Consider the following 26,083-nt stretch of genomic DNA (forward strand, 5'->3'; position numbering starts at 1 on the left):
GTACTTATTCCGTTGTCTTCCCCCTTGCATCCAAATACCCTCTTTTAAACATATCCACGAACAGAAAGAATAGTGACAAGAGCAGTGGCCCGAAGATGATACCCATGAATCCGAAGAGGGACAAGCCGATTACAACTCCGAAGACAGTGATAAGCGGATGAATGTCTGCCATTTTCTTCTGGATGATGAAGCGTATCAGGTTGTCGAGCTGTGAAATGACCGCACCCCCATATATAGCCAGGCCGATAGCTTGAACCCAGTTGCCTATCAATGCCATGTAGACAGCTATCGGAAACCATACCAGCGCTGTTCCTACCATTGGGATGATGCTGGCGAAGCAGGTCAGGAAACCGGCGAACAAGATGTTGGGAGCACCGAAAATCCAGTATCCTGTCATGGCCACACTGCCTTGTATGACGGCAAGTAATGGGATGCCGATGGCATTGGAACGGACAATCATGTTGATTTCGTGGATGACGTTTTGTGTATTGTCATCGTTGAACGGCAGTAGGTCGTTGACGTACTGTTCCATCTTTTTGCCCCCTATCAGCATGAAGTAGAGTACAAAGACCAGTACGAATATGTTGACGGCAAAACTACTGATACCTTCCATGATGGCTTGCCCGATACGGGGAAGAATTGAAATGACGTATGCCACCGTGTCTTTCCCCAAGATATAGTAGCCGGTTTTGGCTTTAATGATGTTGGCCGCTTCTTCGAAAGGGGTTATAATGGCTTGCGGGTCCAGATTGATGTTTTGCAGATTGATTACGGCCAGCCATACCACCAGTCCAAGCGGAACCAGAAAGCAGAGAACAGCCTCTGCTGTGATAAGGGTGGCGGCTATGCTGCGTTTCATTTTCCGTCTGTCCGACAGGTATATCATCTGTTTCCTTACCAGGATGTAGATGGTCAGTGCTCCCAGCAGGCCTCCCAGGAATGGAGCGATTTGCCGGAAAAGGATGATTCCCAGTCCGAGGATGATAGTTATTAGCGAATATTTCCAGTATAGTTCTTTTGTACTCATAATATTTATGCTTTGTCTGAGTAAGAAACAAAAGAAGCATCGGAAAGGTTGGAAAGCAGTAGTCGGAAAGCAGAACTTTATCCTTCGTCCAGCCAGCCTGTCCCCTGACGTATAATTTCAGCTTTTCCGTTGGTGCAGTCCACTACAGTGGAACCTTCCGTCCCGCCAATACCGCCGTCGATTACCAAATCGACGATATTGTTGAACTTTTCTTCAATCAGTTCCGGATCTGTGCAGTATTCAATGTCTTCATTGTCATCATGTGGCAATGTCGTTGTCATGATGGGGGCATCCAGCAGGCGGGCTATTTCTTGAATGATGGAATTGTCGGGCATGCGGATGCCGACTTCTTTACGGTTGCGGAATATTTTGGGTAGCCGGGTGGTGCCGTTCAGGATAAAGGTGAAGGCCCCGGGCAGATTACGTTTCATTAGTTTGAAGGTGCTGTTGTCTACTTTGGCATATTCGCTTATTTTGCTTAGGTCGTAGCAGATGATGGAAAGATTGTTCTTCTTGGGGTCGATATCCTTGAGACGGCAGATGCGCTCGATGGCTCGCTCTTTCAGTCCGTGGCAGCCGATAGCATACATGGTGTCGGTAGGGTAGATAATGATACCCCCGTCGTTCAGTAGATTGATTACTTGTTGCAAATCGGCGGGATTGTTGTTTTTCTCATAAAGTTTCAGAAGCATGGCGACAATGGATTTGAGTAATACATGCAAAAATACTAAATAATCGGCTTATAAACAAGAGAATCACCTTTTTAGCATCTCTTTTTCCAGTTTCTTTATTTTTTTCCAGGCCTCCTTGAATTTGGGACAGAGGGTGACGGCTTTTTCATAGTTTTTCATGGCCGCCTCCTTCATGTCATGTTTCAGGCATTCGTCACCCATAAGGATGTATTCGCGGGCATACTTCACGAGTGCTTTCTCTTTCTCCAATGCTGCTTGTTTCAGTGCACGGTTTTCCTCTCTCAGCCGGTTGATGATGTTCAGCTTCCGGCGGATGAGGCGCTGCACGTTGGGCTTCTCGATGTCGTAGCGGGAATGGATGGCTTTGAAAAATTCATCCAGGAAAGTGCCGAAGTCCCCTTTGTCGAAGGCTTTGGCGGCAGCAACGTATTGAACGTCTGCCTGTGCTTGCTTCAAGGCGCGGTCGATGGCGGTGCGGTTGTTGAAGCGTTCGGAGAAACTGACAATCTCCGGACGCACGAATACATCGGCACGGCTGATGGGCTTTTTCAGCTGGATGCCTTCCAGCGAGGTACAGCGGCTGAGGGCTACGTATGCCTGCCCACCGGCAAACACGCCACCGGTAAAGTCGATGACTACCCGGCTGAAGGTCAGCCCCTGGCTTTTGTGGACGGTGATGGCCCATGCCAGGCGCACGGGATATTGTGTAAAGGTACCCAGCTCTTCCTCTTCAATCTGTTTCTTCTCTTCGTTGTATTTGTAGCGGATGTTTCGCCACGACTCTCGTTTGACGTCACATTCCTTGCCGTCGTCGGTGATGACGTAGAGGGTCTCTTCAATAGGGTCGAAGCCGCTGATGACGCCGATGGTGCCGTTCACCCAGCGGCGGTCGAAGTCATTCTTGATGAAGATGATCTGTGCGCCCGGTTTCAGTACCAGCTCTTGCGAGGTGGGGAGGCTGCTTTCGGGAAAGTCTCCCATGATTTCGCCGTAGAAGGTGACCGGGTCACCGGGAAGTTCCGCCAGTTTCTTGTCGTTGATGTAGTCCACATTGTCGCGGCGGGTGGCGAGGGTGATGTACATGTCGGCTTCCGATTGTTCTATTGAGGTACCATAGCGGGTGTTGAGCAGTTGAAGTTCGGTAGAGCCGACGGTATTGTTGCGGATGTGGTCCAGCACATGGATGAATTTGCTGTCCGTTTGCCGGTATACTTTTTGCAATTCGATGGAGACAAGGTCTATCTGACCGAATACCCTGGCAGAGAAGAAATAAGGAGTAGGATAGAAGCGGTTCAGTATTTCCCGCTCATCTCCTTTCACAACGGGTTCCAGCTGGAACACATCGCCTACCAATAGTATCTGTTTGCCGCCGAAGGGTTCGCGCAGGTTGCGGGAATAGACTCGCAGGATGCGGTCTACGGCATCGATGATGTCGGCACGTACCATGGAAATCTCGTCGATGATGACCAATTCCAGCTCTTCCAGCAGTTTGCGGTGGGGCTTGGTGTATTTGAAGAATTCGTGGATGCGTCCCCGTTGCAGACTGAAGTTCGGGTCGTCGGGCAGCAGGGGGTAGAAGGGCAGTTTGAAGAAACTGTGCAACGTGCTGCCTCCGGCATTGATGGCAGCTATTCCGGTAGGGGCAAGCACTACATGCTTTTTCTTCGTATTCGCGCAGATGTACTTCAGGAAGGTCGATTTGCCCGTACCTGCCTTGCCTGTCAGGAAAACAGATTGACGGGTGTACTGGATAAGTTTCAAGGCATCTTGAAACTCTTTGTTCTGTGTGTCTGGGACGAAGTTCAAAATTCAATAGCTTAAAGAACCGACAACTCGGGAATTCTCAAATTATGTGGAAATGTTTCAGCGCGTTGGCTATTCCATTCTCGTCCACACTGGTAGTGACGTAGTCGGCAACGGCTTTCACGTCATCGTTGGCATTACCCATGGCTACGCCGATACCGGCATGGCGCAACATGCTGATGTCATTTCCTCCGTCGCCGAAGGCCATGGCTTCTTCCAGCTTGATGCCGAAGTGGCGGATAATCTGGTCGATACCGTTCTGTTTGGTGTTTCCTTTGGCTGTCACGTCTGCGAAGGCGGGATGCCAGCGGCCCATCTCGCAGTGGGGGACGGCGGGCAGGATGATTGCTTCTTCTTCGGCATTGATAAAGGGAGTCAGCTGGAAGAAGGCTTTGTCCGCATGGCTGTCGGTATAGGGTTTTGTCTCGATAGGGTCTACTTTCAGTTGGCGGTGGAAAATCTCCTCCACTGCTTCGTCGGGCTGGTTCACGCAGATGTCGTGCTCTCCCACCAGAATGCAGGGGATGCTGCGTTCGTGGCAGAAAGCTGTCAAGGCATCCACTTCCGCTGTCGGTATGGGGCTTTTGTAGATAACGGTATCTTCTACAAAGCAATAGGCGCCGTTCATCGTAATGTAGCCGTCTATCAGATTCCGTTCCTGCAAGGCGGACAAGTTGTTGATGATGACGCGCGGACGTCCGGTAGAAATGAAGATATGTATGCCTTTGGCCTTGGCGGCGGTCAGTGCTTCAATGGTGGAAACGGGAATTTCGTGGGTCTTGAAGCTGACCAAGGTTCCGTCGATGTCAAAAAACAGAGCTTTTATCATAAGAGTTTCTTTTATCTTGTATCTTGTGCGCGAAATTACTTAAAAAAGCGAAGATATTTCGTACTTTTGCGCGCAAATAAATGATAAATAACAAATGAAGAAACATTCTTTTAAAGATTGGATGATAGCGGTGCGTCCGTGGTCATTCCCCGCCTCCTCGATGCCGGTGGTGGTGACGTTGGCATATCTGTATTGGATGCGGCAGGACATAAACTGGGTGAACGGTCTCTGGGCATTGCTGAACATTATTGTGTTTCATGCTGCCGGGAATACCTGGAGTGATTACTTTGACTATAAACACAAGGTCGATGCAAAGGACACCTTCGGTGCCAAGACCCTGACCGACGAGATGTTTACGCCGCGCGAGATATACCGCTTGTCGATGGCATTGCTGGCAGTTGCCTTTGTTGCGGGTATCGGCCTGCTGTGGCGTACAGGGTTGCCGTTGCTGTACATCGGTATAGGCGGCGCGGCTTGCTCGTTGCTTTATCCGCCGCTCAAGTATCGTGCGTTGGGCGATGTCGTCATCTTTTTGGCGTATGCCTTGCTGCCGACGTTAGGCACCTGCTATGTGGCTACGGGAGCAGTTGACTGGAATGTCTTGTGGATAGCTCTGCCGGTGGGACTGATTACGGTGGCCATTCTGCATGCCAACAATACACGGGATATGCGTACCGATGCCCGTGCCAAGATTCAGACATTGGCGATGAAGCTGGGAGGAAAGGTGTCGATGTACGTTTATTGTGCCGAAGTCCTTTTCCCTTTCGGCTGGATAGCCGGATTGATAGCTGCGGGAATTCTTCCTCTATGGACACTGCTGGTGATGCTGGCACTGGTTCCTGCCATTGGCAATGTCAGGGTGGTATCCCGTTTTCCCGGAAAGGGGGAAGGTGCCATAGCCGGTCTGGATGAGATGACGGCAAAACTCCAGTTGCTGTTCGGTCTGCTCTTCACGTTGTCGTTCGTTGTGGCCGGTCTGCTGTCATGAAGAAACTGATTTTTGCCATTCTGCTGGCTGCCGTGCTGTGGACGGTCATGTTCTCGCCTTGGACGGCTCCTTTCGTGAATTTCTGGTGGATGATGACCGGTTCTGCGCTCACGCTGTCCGTGTTTGCTACTTTGTTCAATCCCGGCTGGTGGCGGGAGGTGAAATGGAGTTTGCCGAATGCCTTGTTGGGAGTTGGCATTGCTGTTGCTTTGTGGGGTGTTTTCTGGTTGGGCGACAAGGTGTCATCTTGGATGTTCGATTTTGCCCGTCAGCAGGTGGACTCTATTTATGGGATGAAGGAGGGAGAATCTCCCTGGCTGCTGGCGGCATTACTGCTGTTGCTGATAGGGCCGGCGGAAGAGATTTTCTGGCGAGGCTATGTGCAGCGTACACTTTCCGAACGCTGGAATCCGAATGTGGGTTTTGTGGTAGCTACTTTAATTTATGCACTGGTGCATGCCGGTTCCTGCAACTTCATGCTGGTCATGGCGGCTTTGGTGGTGGGAGCGGCATGGGGAGCGCTATACCGTTTTTTTCCGAATCGCTTTGCCGCTATCATCTTGTCTCATGCAGTGTGGGATGTGGCGGTATTTATATTTTTCCCGATATGATTATTGTTTACAAAAGATAAGGCAGCGGTAATGGGGTGCATACTGAGCCCTATTCAGTCGTATACTGAATAGGGTTCAGTATACGACTGAAATAGGCTTTATTTATATATACTGATAATCAGGTAGTTGTAAATCTGCTTTCGGGTGGTATAAAAACAAAACAAATTGATTCGTTGAATTAGTGAAACTACAATAAAAAAACAAGCATATGACTTACAATTTTGATGAAGTAATAGAGCGCCGTGGTACCGACTCCGTGAAATGGGATGGCGTGAAGAATGTATGGGGGCGCGATGACCTCCTCCCCATGTGGGTGGCGGATATGGATTTCCGCACGCCTCCGTTTGTGATGGAAGCCTTGCGGAAGCGCCTTGAGCATGAGGTGCTGGGCTATACGTCTGCGTGCGAGGAGTGGTACACTTCCATTTGCGGTTGGCTCAGTCGTCGCCACGGTTGGAACGTCACTCGCGAGATGCTGACGTTTGTACCCGGCATTGTCCGCGGTCAAGCCTTCGCATTGCAATGTTTCACCAATCCCGGTGACCGGGTGATGGTGATGCCTCCCGTCTATCATCCCTTCTTCCTGGTGACGCAGCGCATGGGGCGTGAAGTGGTCTATTCTCCGCTTGACCTGAAAGACGGACATTATCAAATTGATTTCGACCGCTTCCGTAAGGATATACAAGGATGCAAAGTATTGATTCTCTGCAATCCCCATAACCCGGGCGGGCGTGTATGGACGGTGGAAGAACTGAAGCGGATAGCCGACATCTGTAAGGAAAGCAATACATTCGTCATTTCCGACGAGATACATGCCGACTTGACTTTGCCGCCTTATAAGCATCATCCGTTTGCCACGGTTTCAGAAGCTGCGGCACAGAACTCCCTCACCTTCATGGCCCCCAGCAAAGCATTCAATATGCCGGGATTGGGAAGTTCGTACGCCATTATCCTCAATGAAGACATCCGCCACCGTTTTCAAGGGTTCATGGAAGCAGGCGAGTTCTGCGAGGGACACATGTTGGCCTATATCGGTGCGGCGGCTGCCTATATGCATGGTGAGGAGTGGTTGGAACAGCTGCTGGACTATATAAAGGGTAATATCGACTTCACGGAGAACTACCTGCGCGAGCATATTCCGGGCATCGGCATGATACGTCCGCAGGCTTCCTATCTGATTTATCTGGACTGCCGGGGATTAGGGCTGACTCAGGAGGAACTGGTGCGGCTGTTTGTGGACAAGGCGCATCTGGCACTGAATGACGGAACCATGTTCGGTGAACCGGGCAGGGGCTTTATGCGGTTGAATATCGGTTGCCCGCGTTCGGTACTGGAGCAGGCATTGAAGCAACTGGAAGCTGCGGTTGCAGGCAGATGATAACTGAGTTTGACGGATTGAATAAAGAATGATTTAGACAGAAGAACATAGGAACAAAAACATAAGAACAGAAGGAAAAAAATGTTCTTTTGTCTGAAAACACATCTCCTATATATGAATCGATTACCTTTCCTGGGACTGTTGCTTGCATTGCTGTGCCTCGTTTCCTGCCGGCAGATGAACGATGTGCGTCTGCTGTATCTGGCAGAAGAACAAGTAGGAATAAATGTGGACAGTATTTATGTTTTGCTGTCGCAGATAGAGAAACCCTCGCAGCTCTCGGGTGAAGAGCGGTTGTTGTATGGATGGCTGAATGCCTATGTGCACTGTAAGCGGAAAAACTCGATGACGGAAGATTCCCTGATATTGCCTGCTTCCGATTATTATGCTTTTTGCAACGACACAGCGAAGAACCTGCTCTCCTACCAACTGAAGGCCTGGTATTGGCATTGGCTGAAAAAGCACGGACAGTGTATGGCTGCCATTGACAGTGGCATAGCTCTTGCCAAAGCCTTGCAAGATACCGGAAGAATGGCTGATATGCTGAGTGATAAGGCATATTGGTATGTGTACGTCTGGAAAGATTATGAGAAAGCCATAGAAACTTTCCGTGCTGCCATAGCCCTGAATGCAAAGGCCGAGAACTTCTTCTCCATGGGTATTGCCCTGGGGCTGAATAAGAATGATTCTGCACCTTACTACATGGAGCGTAGCATAGGATTGGCAATGCAGTCGGGAGATACTAACCGGATAGTGCATTATTTGCGCAATTATGCCCAGTTGCAGGCCTATTCCTTTGATGAACCTTCCGGTGCGATAGCTACTATTCGCCGTATGGAACAGTATGTCGTCGATCCGGTGCAGTTGCGTATGGGAGATCTGGTGAAAGTGGAAGTGTTCTTGAAAGAAGGACTGATTGATTCGGCAGAATACTATTTGAATAAGGAGAGAGAACACAGTGAAGGCAGGAACAGGTTTCTGACGGAAGAGAATATGGTGGCAGTATACAGGGCATTGATAGATTATACACGTTACCGTACGTTTGATGTGCTGGATGTGGCTCGTTATAACGATTCTGTGGCCAATGCCCTTACCGCAGTGCAAAGCACAGTCCGGCGTAAGGATGAGTCGAAGGAGACGCTTTCGCAAGCCAACCTGATTCTGACGGTGGAACGGAAGCAGGCACAGTTGAATTTGTTGCTGGCACTGTTGGTACTGGTACTTGCGGGTGGCGGTGCATTTCTTTATGTCCGTAACCGGCGCGATAGGCTGATTGAAGCGGAGGAACGGGCAGAAACACTGACCCGGTTGCTGGAGGATGCGACAAAGAGCCGGTCGGAAGAGGAGGACGGACAGTTTTTCCGTAAAATACTGTTGCAGCAATTGGGCATGATTCGGCTGGTGGCTAAACAGCCCACCTCACAGAATCAGGAGCTGCTTCGCCGCATTTCGGGTATTACCAGCCATGAACTGCCGGTAGAGAGCTTGCTGGTTTGGGAGGATTTGTACCCCATCATAGACCGGATTTATGATAACTTCTACACAAAAATGAACAGCCGTTTCGGTGATGTGCTCATCGACAAGGAGAAACAGCTTTGCTGTCTGCTTTGTGCGGACTTCTCGACGAAGGAGATTAGTGTGGTGACACAACAAAGCATTCCCACCATCTACCAACGGAAAACGACTATCCGCAAGAAGCTGGGGATGGGAGAGAAAGAGGGCATTGTAGAGTTTATGAAGAGCATATATACCGGAAAAGGCCTGATATAGACTATTACAAATTTAAAGTGTTTATATACAGTGATTTGTAGTCTGAAAATATAGACTTTTTATTCCTCGATATAGACCGTTTGAGGCATGTTTTACCCCTACCTTTGCATCAGTGAAATACAAAAGGTGAAACATTAAAATCAAACGCATAATGAAAAAGAATCTACTGAACAACGTTAGAAAAAGAGTGATGGTATGGATGGCCTTGGCAAGTATGGCCACTTTCCTTTCCGCCCAGACTTATCGGCTTTCCGGTTGTGTGCAGGACGAGAACCGCCAACCGGTAGAAGTGGCGAATGTGCTGCTGAAGCAGGCAAAGGACAGCACCTATATTACCGGCATGCTGACCGACACACAAGGCTGTTTCTCTTTTGACCGGCCACAGGGAGAATACTTGCTGCATATCACCCTTATCGGGAGTGAAGACCTCTACCTGCCCGTTGTGTTGCGAGGAAACAAAAACGTTGGCGAATTGACATTGAAATCTTCTTCCGCCTCGCTGGACGAAGTGACCGTTACGGCCGCGCGTCCCGTTATCAAGCGTCTGGTGGATAGGGTAGTGTTCGATGCACATAATACCATAGCCTCTGCCGGAGGCAGTGCACTCGACCTTCTGCGTGAAGTGCCCGGTCTGCAGGTTGGACAAAACAGCATTGGTATTATAGGTAAAGGGGGGATCAGGGTTTATATCAACGACCGTGAGACGAAGCTGTCGGGGGATGAACTGATAGATTACCTCCGTTCCTATGACGCCTCCCAGATACTGAAGGTGGAGGTGATTACCACGCCTCCGTCCAAGTACGATGCCGCCGGAAATGCAGGCATCATCAATATTCGCTTGAAGTCACGTCCCAAAGATTACGTGGGTGGTACGGCTTCCGCTTCCTACAGCGCTGGTGAAAAGGACAATTACGGATATGGCGGGGTAAGCCTGAACCTCAGCAAGGGGCGCGTGTCATCCTTCCTCAACGGGGGTACTACGCAGGGCAACTATGAGACGCGTGAGAAGAATTACCGCTATTTTCCGCAGAACATCTGGAACAGCCGTGCCGACTACACCAATTACATGAATAGCTTCTACCTTCAGGGAGGTGTGGATGTATCGTTGGAACGGGACTGGAGTGCAGGTATGCAGGCCATCTATAATCACAGTGCCCCCAAACCGGGCAACGCCCTTTCATGGACGGAAGTTTACGATGCCTCTACCGCCGTACTGGATTCTCTGCTGTACTCCAACAGTGACAAGGATACCGGTTCCGACCGCCTCAATCTGAACTTCCATACCGATAAGGTCTGGGATGACAAAGGCAAGAAAATGACTTGGGATGTGGATTACCTGCGTGACAACCGGGACGAAAATATGGGCTTTCTCTCGAAAACCCTCCTGCCTGACGGTACGGAGATTCCGGGTACAAACTTCGATTACAACTATCTGCAACATCGCAAGGTGGATGTAGTCTCTTCCGCTCTTGATTTCATCCTTCCTTTTGAAAAGTACAAGATAACGGCAGGTGCCAAGGTCTCCTTTACCAACACTCGCAACGGTATCAATTACGATACGTCGGACCCTACGCTGGTGCAGGATGATTATTTCCGTTACAAGGAGCAAATCTATGCCTTATATGCTGATTATAGCCGTGAATATTCCGAACGTTTTTCCATGCAGTTGGGCTTGCGTATGGAGCACACCCGCACTACCGGTATTTCCGAAGCGAAGGATACGGAGGACAAGCACGACTATACGCGCTTATTCCCTACTGTCTATCTGCTTTATTCGCCTACAGACGGGAATGCGCTGAACTTCAGTTTCTCCAACCGCATCTCCCGTCCGTCGCAGAATATGGTCAATCCTTTTCCTTTCTATCAGAACAAATATACGTATGCCTGCGGGCGTGAGGACTTGAAACCCAGCTACACTTACAATGCAGAACTGGGATATACGTTGAAGAACAACTTCAATGTTTCCGCTTATTATTCTTATTCGGACGATGTATTCTTCCAGGTTGTGGACTTGGATGCCGAAACGAATGTGACCTCTTTCCTTTGGGAGAATTTCATGAAGACGCATGCTTTCGGGCTTAACAATTCGTACACTTTCCGTACCAAATGGCTGCAAGCTTACGCCCAGCATGGAGTGAGCTATCGCCGGACTACCTCCAGCGCTGTCACCACCTCTCCCGAGGAGAAAGGATGGGCTTATGATGCCAGTCTGCGCAACACTTTCTTCTTCAATGAAAAGAAGACTCTTCTGGCTACGTTGTCCGGTTCCTATTCTTCCCGGCAGTATCGGGGCATCTATCTGATGAGCCCCACTTACAGCGTCAGTGCAGGTATGCTTTACCGGTTGTTGGACAATAAGCTCAACCTCAGCCTGAATGTCAACAATCTGTTTGTCAGCCATTCCAAATTGGAAACCATGTCCAACGGGCTGAAGATAATTGCCGACAATCAGTTTGCCTTTACCAGTTTCCGTATCGGTGTATCCTATACTTTCGGTGGTGATATACGTAGCAAGGGCCAGCGGAACAGTAACGAGGATATTCAGAGGAGGCTATAATGCGGAAAGGATGCTACCCGGTTTCTCCCTTTTGCTGCTAAGTAAGAGATTGTCGTTCATTGTGGAGCGTTATTGTATAGGCTTTCTAATGTATATGAAGGGTCATTGGAGAAATACCCTTTGTTCATGACATCTATCACATCCTTTCCATTGTTGACATAAGTTCCTGTGGCGTGATTCATCAGCCCGGAACATTCCCGTCCGGCACCGGCATTGCCGTTATCCCAATAGAATACGGCCATGCCATTGGTGCGTGCAGCTTTGCATACATATTCCAGGTAGTATTTGCGGAATGCTTCAGAACGGTTGTTGTTGCGGTGTACGCACCCCATTTCTCCAATGTATACGGGAATCCCTTTTTCTACGTAAGCGGTTCTTAATGCTGCAAAGATTTTCTCAAGATGCTCTTCGTCTCCCCATTTCTCTTTTTTGCTGAGGGCGCCGGTGTGTCCCCACTCTGCAAATTTATTTTCCAATGCGAAGGTGGCAGGGTCGTAGTAGTGTACCGATATTAACAGACGGTCTTTTGTCGGGTCTGTTGGGAGCTGCAGGTGTTTTATGGTAAGATCAGGGTTTGTGCAATAGCCGCTGATACCTAAGTAGCGGGTTGCATTGTTGCCGCCGGTGGCACGGACGGCATCTACAAAAACTTGTTGCCATTCATTGAGTATGGCATATTGTTTGCCTCCATCGGTGGTGTTGGTGCCGATACCCCATCTTCCGTCATGAATCTCATTGAGGCCTTCGAAAATTAGGAATTCGCCTTTGTTCTCGAAACGTTGGGCTATTTGTGTCCACATGGATTTGAGTTGCTCTTTGATGGCGTTATTTACGTCTTTGTTTCGTGCTGCTTCTACGATATCAAGCCAGCGGTGCTCATCAAAACCGTCTTCGTGGATGTGGCGGTGTCCGTCGTGATGGATGTTGATAATGGCTTTCAGCCCGGCTCTTTCAGCATATTCCACCACTTCTGCCACGCGGTTCAGCCGGTCTGCGTCAATATGATAGTGCGGGGCTTCGCCTACTTTTCCCAACCAGGTAACGGGGATGCGGACTGATGTAAATCCGGCTTGTTTTACTTTCAAGAGTGTCTCTTGTGTAACTTTGCCGTTACCCCATGAAGTCTCGTCGGCTATTTCGTTTACATGAGCGTCAAGCTGGTTACCCAGATTCCATCCGAGCCCCAGCTCCCTTGCCACTTTTACGGCAGGCAGATTTTCGTCTATGGCAGGTTTGTTCTCTTGTTCATTATTTGCAGCTTGGGTGATGATGATGACGGTTTCCTTTTCACCGGCCGTGATAGTTATGCCGGCTTTACGCGCATTCCCTTTATTGGCTTCTGCTGTAAATGTAAATGACATAAGGTTATCGGAAGAAGTATTTGATTTCGGTGTCATCCACTCGGCATTGGATTGGGCTGTTGCGACGGGATAGGATGAAACACGGATGGTTATTTCTCCACCGGCAGCTGCGAGGTTCTGAGGGTATACACTTTTCACTGTGAGATAGGGCAACTCCTCTATGGAGGAATTGGAGCTGGAACAGGACAAAATGTTTATGGACAATAGTATTGCCATTACATTCTTCAAGAAGATGAACTTTGTGCTCATAAAATCAGTTTTATAGGTTTATGGCGACAAAGTTAGCGGTAATGGGGTTATGTATAGTTTGAAATTCTGCATATAGAGGTTTGAAATCCTACAAATCAGCCTATATTCATTCTTTGCCCGGTGTATCGGCTGGGTTGGACACCGAAATATTTCTTGAATAGGGTGCTGAAATATTTGGAGTTCACAAAGCCCGTTTGTATGGAAACATCGGTCACCGGTATTCCTTGTTGCAGTAGGGCGGCAGCCTGCTCAAGGCGGATAATACGGATGAAATCTTGCGGGGTATGCCCGGTAAGAGCTTTCAGTCGTTCGTGGAAAAGAGTCCGGCACATGGCCATATCCCGGCAGAGTTGGTCAATGTCGAATTCAAAGTTACTTATGTTTTCTTTCACGATTTGAGTCGCTTTCTCTACAAAGGCACTGTCTGCACTATTGGGCATGCTGGATTGTATAGTAGGCATTTCCTCAATAGTCTTGCTTGTTGGAAGGTCATGCCGCAGTGCAATCTGTGTGTAATATTGCCGCAGGCGTTTGCGGTTTTCTATTTGTGTCTGAATTTTGGCTTTCAGTATATCTATGTCAAAAGGCTTGGCTATGTAGTCATCGGCTCCTTTGTGCAGCCCTTCTATGATGGAAGTTCTGAAGGTCCTGGCAGTGAGCAGTATGACAGGTATGCCCGAAGTGGCAGGATTGCTTTTTATCCGGTTGCACATTTCGTCACCCTGCATGCCGGGCATCATTATATCGGACAATACTAAACTGGGGTATTGCGTTTCCATATATTCCAATGCTTCTTGTGCATTGGATTTGTCTATGACGTAGTAAATAGGTTCAAATATGCGGCGCATATAGAGGCGGAGTTCGTCATTGTCTTCTACTATAAGCAATGTGTCTTTGTCCGAGTCGCAGAGCATGGGGGCTTCAATAGTGACAGGCCTTTCCATAGCAGGAGTGGCAACGGATGCCGCAGAATTTGTGATTGTAGCTTTATTGAGTATGAGCGTAAATTCCGAACCTTGATTCACGACGGAGCTAACCTTGATGTCGCCTTTCAACAAAGTGGCAAGCCGCTTGGCTTGCAATAGCCCCAGACCGATGCCCGGAGTACCGGAACTGATGGCATTGCTGGCACGGAAAAAGCTTGTGAACAGTTTCTTTTGTTCTTTTGGGGAGATGCCGATTCCGGTGTCACTCACGATAATCTTTACTTTGTCTGCTTCGGCTTTCGCTCTGATGCTGATTTTTCCTCCTGCAGGGGTATATTTTAGGGCATTGGATAAAAGGTTGGTGAGTATCCGGTTCAATAATTTCGTGTCGGCCCATACTCCCAACCGACAGTCGATGTTACTCGTCTGCAATGTTTTTTGTTGTTGCTGGCAGAGGGGTTGAAAGATGGTAAGGAGATTGTCTGTAATCTGTTTTAGCGGCACAGCTTCTATCTGGGGTTTCATGCTGGAATGATCTATCCGTTCAAAGTCAAGTAACTGTGATAATATATCCAATAGCTTGTTGAGATTGGAATGTGCCAGTCCGATGGACCGGACGGCATCTTCATGAAGTGTGGAGTCATGGCGTAGTTCGTCCAGAGGAGCCTTGACAAGTGTAAGTGGTGTACGGATATCATGGGCTATGCTTACGAAAAAGGCGATTTTTTCGTTCATATAGTGGCGTACCAACTGTTGTTGTTTACTTTTTATAACTGCTCCTATTATACCCCATAGTGTCATGATGTATAATATCCATGCCCACCAAGTGTTCCACCATGGCTGGCAGATTGTGATACACGTAGTCCGACTGCTCAGTATGAGTCCGCTATTGAGGCTGTATGAACGTATGCAAAGCCGGTATCTGCCTGGCGACACATTTGTGTAGCGCAGTTGTTCATTGTTTCCCAGTTTGTTCCAGTTACGGTCGAATCCCTGAAGCATGTATTCGTATGCAATGTCTTCCTGATAGCGGAAGCTTACAGACTCGAATCCCATTGTGAATGAATTATGGCGATATGATAAAATAATGGTGCTATCTGCCAGCATTTGCATGAGTTCTGGGCGCATGCCCGCAGACTCCCTGGCATCTATATTGTCTATTCGGAAGTCGGTGAGTTGTAAGGATGGAGACTGATAGGAAGTCAGTGAAATGTGAGGCTTGAATATCAGTACACCAGTGGTACTTCCCAGTGCTATGCGTCCGTCGGCTAAAAGAGTGGCTGCGGAACGGTTGTAGAACCTCGACATTACTTGCTCGAAATTCTGGTTGTATATCTGCATGGATGGCTGCGGAGGAAGGCATGCCAAACCGTGGTCAGTAGTAATCCATAACATATTGCTATGGTCGATGAGCAAGGCACTCACACGGTTGGACGGCAGACGCTGTTCGGTAGAGAATGCCTTTTTTTCAGCAGTTTGTAAGTTATATAAATAAAGGCCTCCACCGTCAGTTCCCAGCCAGACCTGCTCATCGTCTACGAATACTATGGATTGGATGAAAGCATTGAAGTCTTCTCCTTTATTGTCAGTACTCTTAAACAAATGTGTGGATGTTCCGGTCTGTTTGTTTATCAGTACCAGTCCGTCTACTGTACCTACAGCAATGGTATGTGCATCCTTTTGTGCTATGCAGCGTACTTTGATTACGTTGTGTAACTTCCATTGCCGGGTGGAGCATTCCAGTTGCAGCAACTGATTTTCCATTGTCCCTATCCATAAATCTCCGTCTGTATCAAACAGTACTGTAGAGAGGTAGTCGGATGGTAAGCTGCTATTGTCGCTAAGGTAATGGTGTAAAATTTCTCCCTGGCTGTTGAGAAGAAATACCCCATTACCATAAGTACCTGCAGCAATATTATCCTGAGAATCAATGGAGATGCTTAATACCACATTACCTGCAAGTATCTGTCTGCATCGGTTATTTTGGGGATTGTATATGTTGATACCGTCATCGGTGGCAATCCACAGTTCACCGTTGCGCTGCTCACAGAATGCATTTACATTGTCATCGGCTAAGGAGGGCTCTTCTCCTTTGTGATGTCTTAGTAAAGTGGTGGTGGTTTCTTCGGGCATCATGAGAAATGCGCCGCCAGTGTAGGTTCCTATCCATATGTTGTCTTCATAATCCAGGCATAAGGAATATACTCCCATGGCAGTAAGCATTCGGTTGGCACGCGTGAAGAGTGGTTCTGTCTCGCCGGTCAGGTAGTTGTAGGTGTAGACTCCATCTCCGTCAAATCCCAATAGGATGGTAGAAGGTGTCATTTCTATCATGGAACGGATAGGAGTATGAGGAAGAGTTACGGCACCGGTTGCCTGTTCTTGCCATGAGTTGAGGTTGACGCTTTTTATTCCACTATTGAAAGTGCCTATCAATAATGTATCACTGCCTGATGGCACTAAAAGGCTTTGTACATAGGTGCCTGGACAGAGCTTATGCAGTAAAACTCTATCCTTGGAATAGATACGCAGGCCACATGTGCTACCGGTGGCAATACCTTGAGGCAATTCGGTGATATAGGTCACATGGTTTTCTGAATCGATAAGTTGAGGCATTTCACCAAATCGGCAACAATAGAGCCCGGTGCTCAGTCCTATCCACAATTGTTCTTGCGAGTCGATAAGAAGGTGCTGGAGAATCAGGCCCATGTAGATATGTTCTGCTAAATCAAGCCAGAGTTCGAATTGGTCAGTAAGCAAGTTGTATTTGTAAATCTGTCCTACATTGTTATAAGCATAAAGTGAATTGTTAGGACTTATAGCTAACATTGTGGTGCTTCCTGAAGCATCGGATAATTTCTGATTGGTTCCTAGTTGATAGCTTTTCATCGAACGCCCATTGAAACGGTTGATTCCATCAAGTGTGCCCATCCATATAGCTCCCGACTTGTCTGTTGCGATGGAAAAGACCCGTAGGCTGTTCAAACCCTCTTCTGTACCAAATTTCAGGCTGGAAAAGCGCTGGACATACTTGTCTGCATAGGCTGTGGTTGAGAACAGCATGAAGAAAAGTAAGACCAGAGTCTGGAGAGTTTGTTTAGTGCAGATATACATTTGCTATGCAATGTTGGTTAACGAGTACAAAAGTACATTAACTCTGTGAATGTTCAAAACAATAATCCAAATAAGTTCGAATTATTGAAAGTTTTTGTGTTGAAAATCAGTTATTTGTAATAAAATGTAAGAATTCAAACCTGATATGTAGGGATTCAAACCTGATGAATGGATACTTTGGTGAACTTTGTGACCTGACCAAGAATCTGGCTTACAAATTTTATTATTAATATTATGAAAGTAAAGAAATGTAAAAACACGTTACTCTGTGGTACACTTACTCTCTGTTTATGGGGAGGTTTTTCGCAAGTGAGAGCTGCTTCATTTGAAAATTTTGCAATAGAACAGCAAAGCAACAAAGTAATAGGTACTGTGAAAGATGAGTTTGGTCCGGTGATAGGGGCCTCTGTCGTTGAAAAAGGAACCAGCAACGGTGTTGTTACCGACTTAAACGGCAAATTCAGTTTAAACGTCAAACCCGGCGCAACGTTAATCATCAGTTTTGTGGGATACAAGCAGCAGGAGGTGAAAGCAGGCAATGCTCCACTGAATATTGTACTTGAAGAAGACAGTAAGATGCTGGGTGAAGTGGTAGTAACCGCTTTGGGCATCAAGCGCGAGCGCAAGGCTTTGGGATACGGTGTGGCCGAGGTACAAGGTGAGGCATTGACCAAGGCCAAAGAAACGAATGTTATCAATTCAATGGCAGGTCGTGTGCCGGGTTTGGTGGTGAGCCAGACCGCGGGTGGAGCCTCAGGCTCTTCGCGTGTAATATTACGCGGTAGCACAGAAATGACCGGTAATAACCAGCCTTTGTATGTGATAGACGGCGTGCCTTTGGATAATACAAATTTTGGTAGCGCCGGTACTTATGGTGGTTTTGACCTTGGAGACGGTATTTCCAGTGTAAATCCCGATGACATTGAGAGCATGTCGGTATTGAAGGGACCCGCGGCATCGGCTCTTTATGGTAGTCGTGCCAGCCATGGGGTAATCCTTATCACTACCAAGAAAGCCAATAAGGATAAAATCAGCGTGGAATACAATGGAACTATGACTTTTGATACCCAGTTGGCCAAATGGGATGATGTCCAGCAGATTTATGGTATGGGCAGTAATGGTACTTATCCCATCAATGCTGTGTCTAATACCAACATGAGTTGGGGGGCCAAAGCTGACGGTACCAATATGCTTAAGTACTTCGATGGTGTGGAACGTCCTTATCTGATAGTTCCAGACAATACTTCCCAGTTTTTCCGCACAGGCTTTACTGCAACTAACAGTGCTATCATTGGGGTGAATAATGGCAAGACCGGTATTCGTTTCACCTATACTGATATGCGCAACAAAGATATCGTACCAAAGACTCATATGAGCCGGGACATCTTCAATTTGCGTGCCAATACTACTGCCGGGAAATTTGACTTGGACTTCAGTGGCAACTATACCCGTGAAGATGTGAAAAACCGTCCGGCATTGGGAGACAGTAAATCAAATATAGGCAAGAATCTGATGACTTTGGCCACCACTTATGACCAGAAATGGCTTAAGACTTATCAGGATGCCAACGGTGAATACTCTAACTGGAATGGCATGGACCCTTATAATGTGAATCCTTATTGGGATGTTTACAAGAACTCGAACAACTCCAAGAAAGATCAATTCCGTTTCAATGGTAAGGTTGTCTGGAACATCACCCAACACCTGAAGGTACAGGGGACAGCAGGAGCCGAGCTTAATTGGTTTACTTTTGAGGACTACAAGGCTCCTACCACGCCAGGATATGAATCCGGTTACTTGCAGAATAATAATTTCCGTAATCGAATGTATAATTTCGAGCTTCTGGCACTCTATAATAACTCTTGGGGAGATTTCGACTTTAATGCGACATTGGGCGGTAACTTGTACAAGGTGAATAACCAGACTATAGTCACTACTGCCAAGGACATGAAGATTCGCGATGTGGTGGCTTTGATGAGCTTCAATGAGGTAAGTGTAGAGCCTTACAGTTATCGTAAGCAGATTAACTCTATTTATGGTGCCGTTAACCTGGGTTGGAAGCACATGCTTTACTTTGATGCAACCCTTCGTGGCGACCAGTCTTCCACATTGCCCGTCAGTAATAACATGTATATCTATCCTTCTTTCTCCGGTAGCTTTGTATTCTCCGAGTTGCTGAAATTGGGTGACAAGCTTCCTTATGGTAAAGTGCGTATGTCGTGGGCGCAAGTTGGTAGTGATACCGATCCGTATCAGTTGGGATTGGTGTATACCAAGTCTAAGTTTGCTTATCCGGGTTATACTATTGGTTATATCAGTAACGGCACTATTCCCAATAAAGATTTGAAACCTACCAAGACCAATTCGTTTGAAATGGGGCTGGAACTGAAATTCCTGAAGAACCGTATCGGCTTGGATTTCACTTATTACAGTCAGCTTAGTAAGAATCAGATTATGGGTATGGCCAGTTCCTCGACTTCCGGTTATGGCTATCGTTTGATTAATGCAGGTGAAATCGAGAATAAAGGTGTGGAAATAGCTTTGAACACTCGTCCGATCCAAACGAAAGATTTCTCTTGGGATTTGAATTTCAACTTCTCGAAGAATAGTAACAAGGTGAAGAAACTGGTGGACGACATGGATATGTTTGAACTGGAAAAGGCTACATGGCTTGACGTACAAGTGGCTGCCAAGGTAGGTGAGAATTTCGGTTCTATCGTAGGTCCCGACTTCCAGCGTAACGAAAACGGTGATATTCTTATCGATCCGTCAACCGGATTGCCTATGTACGACAAGAGCAACCATGTACTGGGAAATGCCTCCTGGGACTGGACCGGCGGTGTCCATACCAACTTCTCCTATAAGAATATTTCACTTTCTGCTGTCTTTGATGTGAAGGTAGGGGCTGATCTTTATTCTATGTCAGCTCGGGCCGCGCATGAGACGGGCAAGAGCATGGTCACTTTGGAAGGCCGCGAAGCATGGTATAAGTCCGAAGAGGCCCGTCAGGCAGCAGGCTATGCCAAAGATTCTCCTGATTGGATGCCCACCGGCGGTTTCATTGCTCCGGGTGTGATAGACAATGGTGACGGTACTTATCGTGAAAATGACATTGTGATTAATCCCGAGAAGTATTGGATGAGTGTCTGTCGCAATGCGCCTTCCATGTTTATCTATGATAACTCTTATGTGAAGTGTCGCGAAATCACATTGAGCTACACCTTGCCCAAGGCTTGGCTGAAGAATGTGGTAGATGGACTGACAATATCGTTTGTTGCTCGTAATCCGTTCATTGTCTGGAAGAATATTCCTAACATTGACCCGGACTCCAACTACAACAATACCACCGGTATGGGTATGGAGTATGGCTCGTTGCCTTCACGCAAGAGCTACGGTTTCAATGTCAATGTGAAATTTTAAGAGACCCCATGAAATTTATCAGATACATTTACTAAAAAAGATATATACAATGAGACACTATAAATCATATATCACAATGGCGTTGGCTGCATTTGCTTTGTTTTTCGTTTCTTGCAGCGATGAGTATATGGAGAACATGAATACCGATCCCTCAAAGGCTGACACCATCGATCCTAACGCACAACTTACCACCGCCCAGCTCCATACCTATGGAGACCTGGAGGTGAGTGAAACTTACCGTAGTTATATTTACGCCTTCAACCAGCAGTTGATGGGCTGCTGGAATACTACAAACTATGGTGGCCGCCATACACTTGACCTTAACGAGATGGGGCATATCTGGCAGAACTACTATTTGAAAAATATCAAGGACCTTACCGATGCACAGGCACGTACTACGGATGATGAAGAGAAGGTGAACATCAATGCGGCTGTCCGCATTTATCGTGTCTATCTCATGTCTCATCTTACTGATATTTATGGCGATGTGCCTTACTTTGAAGCGGGAAGAGGTTTTATTGATGGTAAGTTTACGCCTAGATATGACACACAAGAAGAGATTTATAATGACTTTTTTGTGGAGCTCGACGCTGCCGTAACAGCTTTTGATGGCACCAAAGACCGTATCACCGGGGATGTCATTTATAGCGGCGACATAAACAAATGGAAAAAGTTTGCCAATTCACTCCGCCTGCGTTATGCTATGCGTATCTCGGATGTCAACCCACAGAAAGCTCAGGAAGAATTTGAAAAAGCTTTGGCGGCAGATGGAGGTATCATTGCCTCCGGTGCTGATGACGCACTGATTCCTTATTTGGATGTTGCTTTTGACTTTGGTGGCGAAAGCTATTCCGACTATCGTCGTAATGCTTTGTCACAGCGTTTGTATGGTAACGATCCTCGCAATAACCCCAGTTTTATCTGCTCTACTTTTTATAATCAGCTGTTCAATACTGGTGACCCTCGTTTCTATGCTATCATACGGTTCTACTTTGACCAGATAATGAGCACAACCAGTACCGAGGGCCGCATTGACATCACTGAAGAGGTATTGGCGAAAAATATGGCGCATCCACGCGATCCGGGTGCATTTTTCTATGAACCTTGGCCCGAAGCTTATGAGAGCGACCTTATAAAAGAACTGCAGGAAAGCAATCCTGCCATTGAAAAGATTTCCATGGATACGGAAACGGAACCCAAGTTGGCAAGTAACTTTCTTGAGGGTGAAAATCCGGGTGTGGTTATAACTTCGGCCGAAGTGGAGTTTCTGCTGGCAGAGGCTGCTCTGAAAGGATGGAATGTGGCAGGTTCCGTAGAAGAGCATTATAGAAAAGGTGTACGTGCGGCTATGGACTTCTTGACGGACAATTACGGATGTGATAAAATTACTGACGAAGAGTTCGATAACTATATGGCCAATAACATTATTGGTTATACGGCAGAGCAGAAAAAGGCATCTATCAATACGCAGGCATGGATTCTGCATTTCACCAATCCGTTGGAGTGTTGGGCTAATTTGCGCCGTTCCAACTACCCACAGCTAAAGTCTCCTGCAGAGTATGGTTTCAGCCAAGTTCTTACGGGGGGGGCAGCTATTCCGGTTCGTCTGTGCTATCCTGTGCTGGAATCTTCATACAATAAGAAAAACTATGAGGAAGCGCTAGAGCGTATGGGAGGTAATAATAGCTGGAACACTCCTGTGTGGTGGGATAAAAATAATGTTCAATAATTTCTGTTCAACATCAAATAAACTATCAATATGAAAAAGATATATGTTATGCTATTTGCCATATTGGCATTCAACGCCTTCGTGGCAAGCTGCAGCGACGAAGAACCGTTCTCTACGGCTACGCTCGATGATGAGCCTCGTATACTCGATCCTACCTTTCCGGACCGGGTTAATGGAAATCTGGCTACATTTGCCAATTTCAGTCGTGATGGCAAATTTTCGATGAAACTCACAGTGACTCCCGCAGACTATACTACCGTAACTTGGTTTGTGGATGGAGAAGAAGTGGCTACCGGTACTGAAATAGAAAAGGAATTTATGGCAGGAACTTATCATCTTAAAATAACAGCTACCACCACTGTCGGAAAATCTACTTACCGTGAGGGGCTTATCCAGGTAAATCCTTTAGCGGATGACCCCAGTGCCACTGAAGTAGCATTCGAACGTATTGTGGCTCCCGGCAATAAAGCTTGTCTTTACGGTGATAATCTGGATAAAGTGGAAAGCATTCTCATTGGTGGAATGGCTGCCATGGATATTACTTATGTGGAGTCGGAAGATGGCAATTATGTGGAATATACTGTACCTGCCGGCTTGTCGGAGGGAGACTATCGGGCTGTTTTTATCGATGCCGAAGGTAATGAATACGGTGCCAATAAAGTGAAAGTGACTAAAGGGGCTATGATTACAATGGGTGCCAACCGTGCTACCGCCGGTGCGGCATGGATAATGACCGGTATAAATCTTGATGCTGTTGCCTCGATTACAATAAATGGTGTGGATGTAGTGGAATTTGCAAAGCAAACAGCCACTTCTCTCACGCTGATTTGCCCGGAACTGGAAGAAGGAGAATATGCAGTGACTGGTAAGACTAAGACAGGTGAAAGTATACAATTCTATGCCAACGGCGAGGTTACTACAGAACAGAAAGTTACTATCTCTTCTGAGAAAGCCTTGTGGGAAGGTCATCACTATGTGTCCTGGGACAAAGAGGACGGTGATCCTAATAAGACATTTAATCTGATTCCTCAAGAAGTGATGACTGCCCTTAAGCCAGGGACTGTTTTGCGGGTTTATTACTCGATAGAACCTATGGCGGAATATCATCAGATGCAACTTGCTACCGGTTGGTGGTCAGGGCTGATGGATACGATAGAATTTGGCAAAGGTGGTGTTTACGAACTGATTATTACCCAAGAGATTATTGACAAGATAAAGGCTGAGGCCGGATTCCTTTGTGTGGGACATGGTTACTATGTCGACTTGGTAACGGTTCAATAATTTCTAATAAAGAGCATAAAAATGCATACTTATATTTTACGATTTTTTCTTTTGTTCGCTGCATCTGCCACAAATCTTTGTGCGCAGATGCCCATATATCAAAATCCTGATATGCCTATCGAAGTGCGCGTTGAGGATGCGTTAAGCCGTATGACACTTGAAGAAAAGGTGGCACTTTGCCATGCACAGAGCAAGTTTTCATCGGCAGGTGTGCCCCGTTTGGGTATTCCTGAGTTGTGGATGAGTGATGGCCCTCATGGAGTTCGCCATGAGTTTGAATGGAATACTTGGAATTATGCGGGTTGGACTAACGATTCTATTACGGCTTTTCCTGCTCTTACGGCTCTTGCTGCCACTTGGAACCCGGAGATGGCTGCACGTTATGGCAAGGCTGTTGGCGAGGAGGCACGTTATCGTAAGAAAGACGTATTGTTAGGTCCCGGTGTCAATATCTACCGTACTCCCCTTAATGGGCGTAACTTTGAGTATATGGGTGAAGACCCTTATCTTGCCGGTGTGATGGCGGTTCCTTATGTCAAGGAATTGCAAAAGAACGGTGTTGCGGCTTGTGTGAAGCATTTTGCATTGAACAATCAGGAGCAGTGGCGTGGTACCGTTGACGTTGAAGTGAGTGACCGTGCTCTTTACGAAATCTATTTGCCTGCTTTCAAGCAGGCAATAGTGGAAGGGGGAGCATGGAGCGTCATGGGAGCTTATAACAAGTATCGTGGTCAGCATTGTTGCCATAATGCCCGTCTGCTCAATGATATTCTACGTGATGAATGGGGATTTGACGGTTGTGTCATTACAGATTGGGGAGGAGCTCACGACACCAAAGAGGCTGCTCTTAATGGTCTTGACATCGAAATGGGGTCTTATACCAACGGTTTGACTTCGGATAATAGCTTGGGGTATAATCTCTACTATTTGGCAGACCCCTATCTGGAGATGTTGAAGAAGGGGGAGTTGCCGATGGCGTCAGTGGATGCGAAAGCGAGGAATATACTGCGCCTGATTTTCCGGACTTCATTGAATCCGAATAAGCCGTATGGCTCACTCTGTACCAAAGAACATTATGATGTGGCTAAAGTAATAGGTGACGAGTCCATCGTGCTGTTGCGGAACAAGGGCATTCTTCCATTACAAGCTGATAAGTATAACCGGATATTGGTGGTTGGTGACAATGCTGTCCGTAGACTTACGGATGGTGGCGGTTCGTCGGAATTGAAACCAAAAGATATGATTTCTCCACTTGATGCACTGCGTGCCCTATATGGCGATAAGATAGAATACGCTCAGGGTTATGCATGTGGCCGTCCCTTTTTTGGGTATGAGGAGGAAATACAACAGACGGTGATAGACTCTTTGCGTGCTGAGGCTGTAGCAAAGGCACGGCGGGCAGATGTTGTTATCTATGTGGGAGGTTTGAATAAAAACGCTTTTCAGGATTGTGAATCTACTGACCGTAAGTCGTATAACTTACCTTTTTCTCAAGATGAATTGATAGAAGAGCTTGTTGCTGTGAATCCAAATCTTGTGATAGCTAATATCAGTGGTAATGCTTATGCTATGCCGTGGTTGGAGAAAGTACCTGCAATTCTGCATATTTCTTATTTGGGAACCATGGGAGGATCTTCGATTGCAGATGTTATCAGTGGTAAAGTGAATCCGTCGGGTAAACTGCCTTATTCTTTTCCGGTAAAGTTAAGCGATTGTTCGGCGCACTCTTTTGGTGAAGGGGCTTATCCGGGTATCGATACTGGCAAGGAAGATGTGTCTTTGACGGATTATCAGCGCAATGTCGGTGTCAACCCTAAAGAAGAGTATAAAGATGATATTTTAGTAGGTTATCGTTGGCACGATACAAAGAAGATTCCCGCTCTTTTTAGTTTTGGCCATGGATTGAGTTATACTTCTTTCAAATACGGCAAGTCTCGGCTGTCATCTAAGACGATGGATGAAAAAGGAAGTATTAAGGTAACAGTGCCTTTGACTAATACGGGTACGAGGATTGGTAAAGAAGTGGTACAACTTTATCTTGGAGATCCGGTGTGTAGCGTTATCCGTCCATTGAAAGAGTTGAAGCATTTTACAAAAGTAGAGGTCGAACCTGATGAAACTGTTCAAGTGGAATTTGTTATCACTCCTGATGATTTGAAGTTTTTTGATGAGGCAAGCCATCGATGGGTAGCTGAACCGGGAGTGTTCAATGTGTATGTCGGGACTTCATCTGCAGATATTCGTTGCATGCACTCCTTTAAATATATATGTGATTGACGCAATAATTCAACGGCAATTAAACATATATGTGAAGAAAACGTACTGCCTTTTAGGCAGTACGTTGCATA

15 protein-coding genes are annotated in these 26,083 nt (G+C 46.9%); 9 read left to right on the top strand and 6 right to left on the bottom strand.

The genetic code is table 11. The features are described 5' to 3' along the window. Positions 1-4 precede the first annotated feature (4 nt). The 4 genes from M1B78_RS12335 to M1B78_RS12350 all read right to left on the bottom strand — a co-directional run bounded on the left by M1B78_RS12335 (position 5) and on the right by M1B78_RS12350 (position 4,351). Positions 5-1,027, bottom strand: coding sequence for an AI-2E family transporter (locus tag M1B78_RS12335; RefSeq protein ID WP_136010079.1), 1,023 nt, complete (start codon positions 1,025-1,027; stop codon positions 5-7). A gap of 77 nt (positions 1,028-1,104) precedes the next feature. Then, positions 1,105-1,719 carry an L-threonylcarbamoyladenylate synthase gene (locus M1B78_RS12340; RefSeq protein ID WP_136010080.1) on the bottom strand — a complete coding sequence of 205 codons (615 nt, stop codon included), beginning with the start codon at positions 1,717-1,719 and terminating at the stop codon, positions 1,105-1,107. A 63-nt stretch (positions 1,720-1,782) separates the two neighbouring features. Then, positions 1,783-3,525: an ATP-dependent DNA helicase gene (locus tag M1B78_RS12345; protein ID WP_257940821.1), complete on the bottom strand. Its 1,743-nt coding sequence runs from the start codon at positions 3,523-3,525 to the stop codon at positions 1,783-1,785. A gap of 37 nt (positions 3,526-3,562) precedes the next feature. Beyond that, positions 3,563-4,351 carry a Cof-type HAD-IIB family hydrolase gene (locus M1B78_RS12350; RefSeq protein ID WP_136010082.1) on the bottom strand — a complete coding sequence of 263 codons (789 nt, stop codon included), beginning with the start codon at positions 4,349-4,351 and terminating at the stop codon, positions 3,563-3,565. 94 nt (positions 4,352-4,445) lie between these two features. On the opposite strand from M1B78_RS12350, the gene M1B78_RS12355 reads away from it, so the two are divergent. The 5 genes from M1B78_RS12355 to M1B78_RS12375 all read left to right on the top strand — a co-directional run bounded on the left by M1B78_RS12355 (position 4,446) and on the right by M1B78_RS12375 (position 11,655). Next, positions 4,446-5,339, top strand: coding sequence for a prenyltransferase (locus tag M1B78_RS12355; protein WP_136010083.1), 894 nt, complete (start codon positions 4,446-4,448; stop codon positions 5,337-5,339). Continuing rightward, complete coding sequence (locus M1B78_RS12360; RefSeq protein ID WP_257940822.1) at positions 5,336-5,950, top strand: CPBP family intramembrane glutamic endopeptidase; 615 nt, start codon at positions 5,336-5,338, stop codon at positions 5,948-5,950. The genes M1B78_RS12355 and M1B78_RS12360 overlap by 4 nt, the downstream gene beginning before the upstream one ends. A gap of 208 nt (positions 5,951-6,158) precedes the next feature. Further along, positions 6,159-7,328: a MalY/PatB family protein gene (locus M1B78_RS12365; RefSeq protein WP_257930595.1), complete on the top strand. Its 1,170-nt coding sequence runs from the start codon at positions 6,159-6,161 to the stop codon at positions 7,326-7,328. 114 nt (positions 7,329-7,442) lie between these two features. Further along, complete coding sequence (locus tag M1B78_RS12370) at positions 7,443-9,098, top strand: hypothetical protein (protein WP_257940823.1); 1,656 nt, start codon at positions 7,443-7,445, stop codon at positions 9,096-9,098. 151 nt (positions 9,099-9,249) lie between these two features. After that, a complete protein-coding gene (locus tag M1B78_RS12375) occupies positions 9,250-11,655 on the top strand; it encodes a TonB-dependent receptor domain-containing protein (RefSeq protein ID WP_257940824.1) in 2,406 nt (801 codons plus the stop codon). Between the two features lie 56 nt (positions 11,656-11,711). Here the strand turns inward: M1B78_RS12375 and M1B78_RS12380 are convergent, their stop codons facing one another. Next, positions 11,712-13,265, bottom strand: a complete 1,554-nt coding sequence (locus M1B78_RS12380; RefSeq protein ID WP_257940825.1) for a cellulase family glycosylhydrolase — start codon at positions 13,263-13,265, stop codon at positions 11,712-11,714. A 95-nt stretch (positions 13,266-13,360) separates the two neighbouring features. Then, complete coding sequence (locus M1B78_RS12385; RefSeq protein WP_257940826.1) at positions 13,361-17,305, bottom strand: hybrid sensor histidine kinase/response regulator transcription factor; 3,945 nt, start codon at positions 17,303-17,305, stop codon at positions 13,361-13,363. Between the two features lie 234 nt (positions 17,306-17,539). On the opposite strand from M1B78_RS12385, the gene M1B78_RS12390 reads away from it, so the two are divergent. The 4 genes from M1B78_RS12390 to M1B78_RS12405 are packed head-to-tail and all read left to right on the top strand — an operon-like array spanning position 17,540 to position 26,012. After that, positions 17,540-20,725 (top strand): SusC/RagA family TonB-linked outer membrane protein, encoded by a 3,186-nt coding sequence (locus tag M1B78_RS12390; RefSeq protein ID WP_257940827.1) that lies wholly within the window; start codon positions 17,540-17,542, stop codon positions 20,723-20,725. Positions 20,726-20,774: 49 nt separating this feature from the next. After that, entirely contained in the window at positions 20,775-22,454 is a 1,680-nt protein-coding gene (locus M1B78_RS12395; RefSeq protein ID WP_257940828.1) for a SusD/RagB family nutrient-binding outer membrane lipoprotein, read from the top strand. Between the two features lie 30 nt (positions 22,455-22,484). Further along, entirely contained in the window at positions 22,485-23,735 is a 1,251-nt protein-coding gene (locus M1B78_RS12400; protein WP_257940829.1) for a hypothetical protein, read from the top strand. A 21-nt stretch (positions 23,736-23,756) separates the two neighbouring features. Next, positions 23,757-26,012: a glycoside hydrolase family 3 C-terminal domain-containing protein gene (locus tag M1B78_RS12405; RefSeq protein WP_346015117.1), complete on the top strand. Its 2,256-nt coding sequence runs from the start codon at positions 23,757-23,759 to the stop codon at positions 26,010-26,012. Positions 26,013-26,083: the final 71 nt, after the last annotated feature.

This window comes from Bacteroides muris (ex Fokt et al. 2023), assembly GCF_024704895.1.
GTDB lineage: Bacteria > Bacteroidota > Bacteroidia > Bacteroidales > Bacteroidaceae > Bacteroides > Bacteroides muris.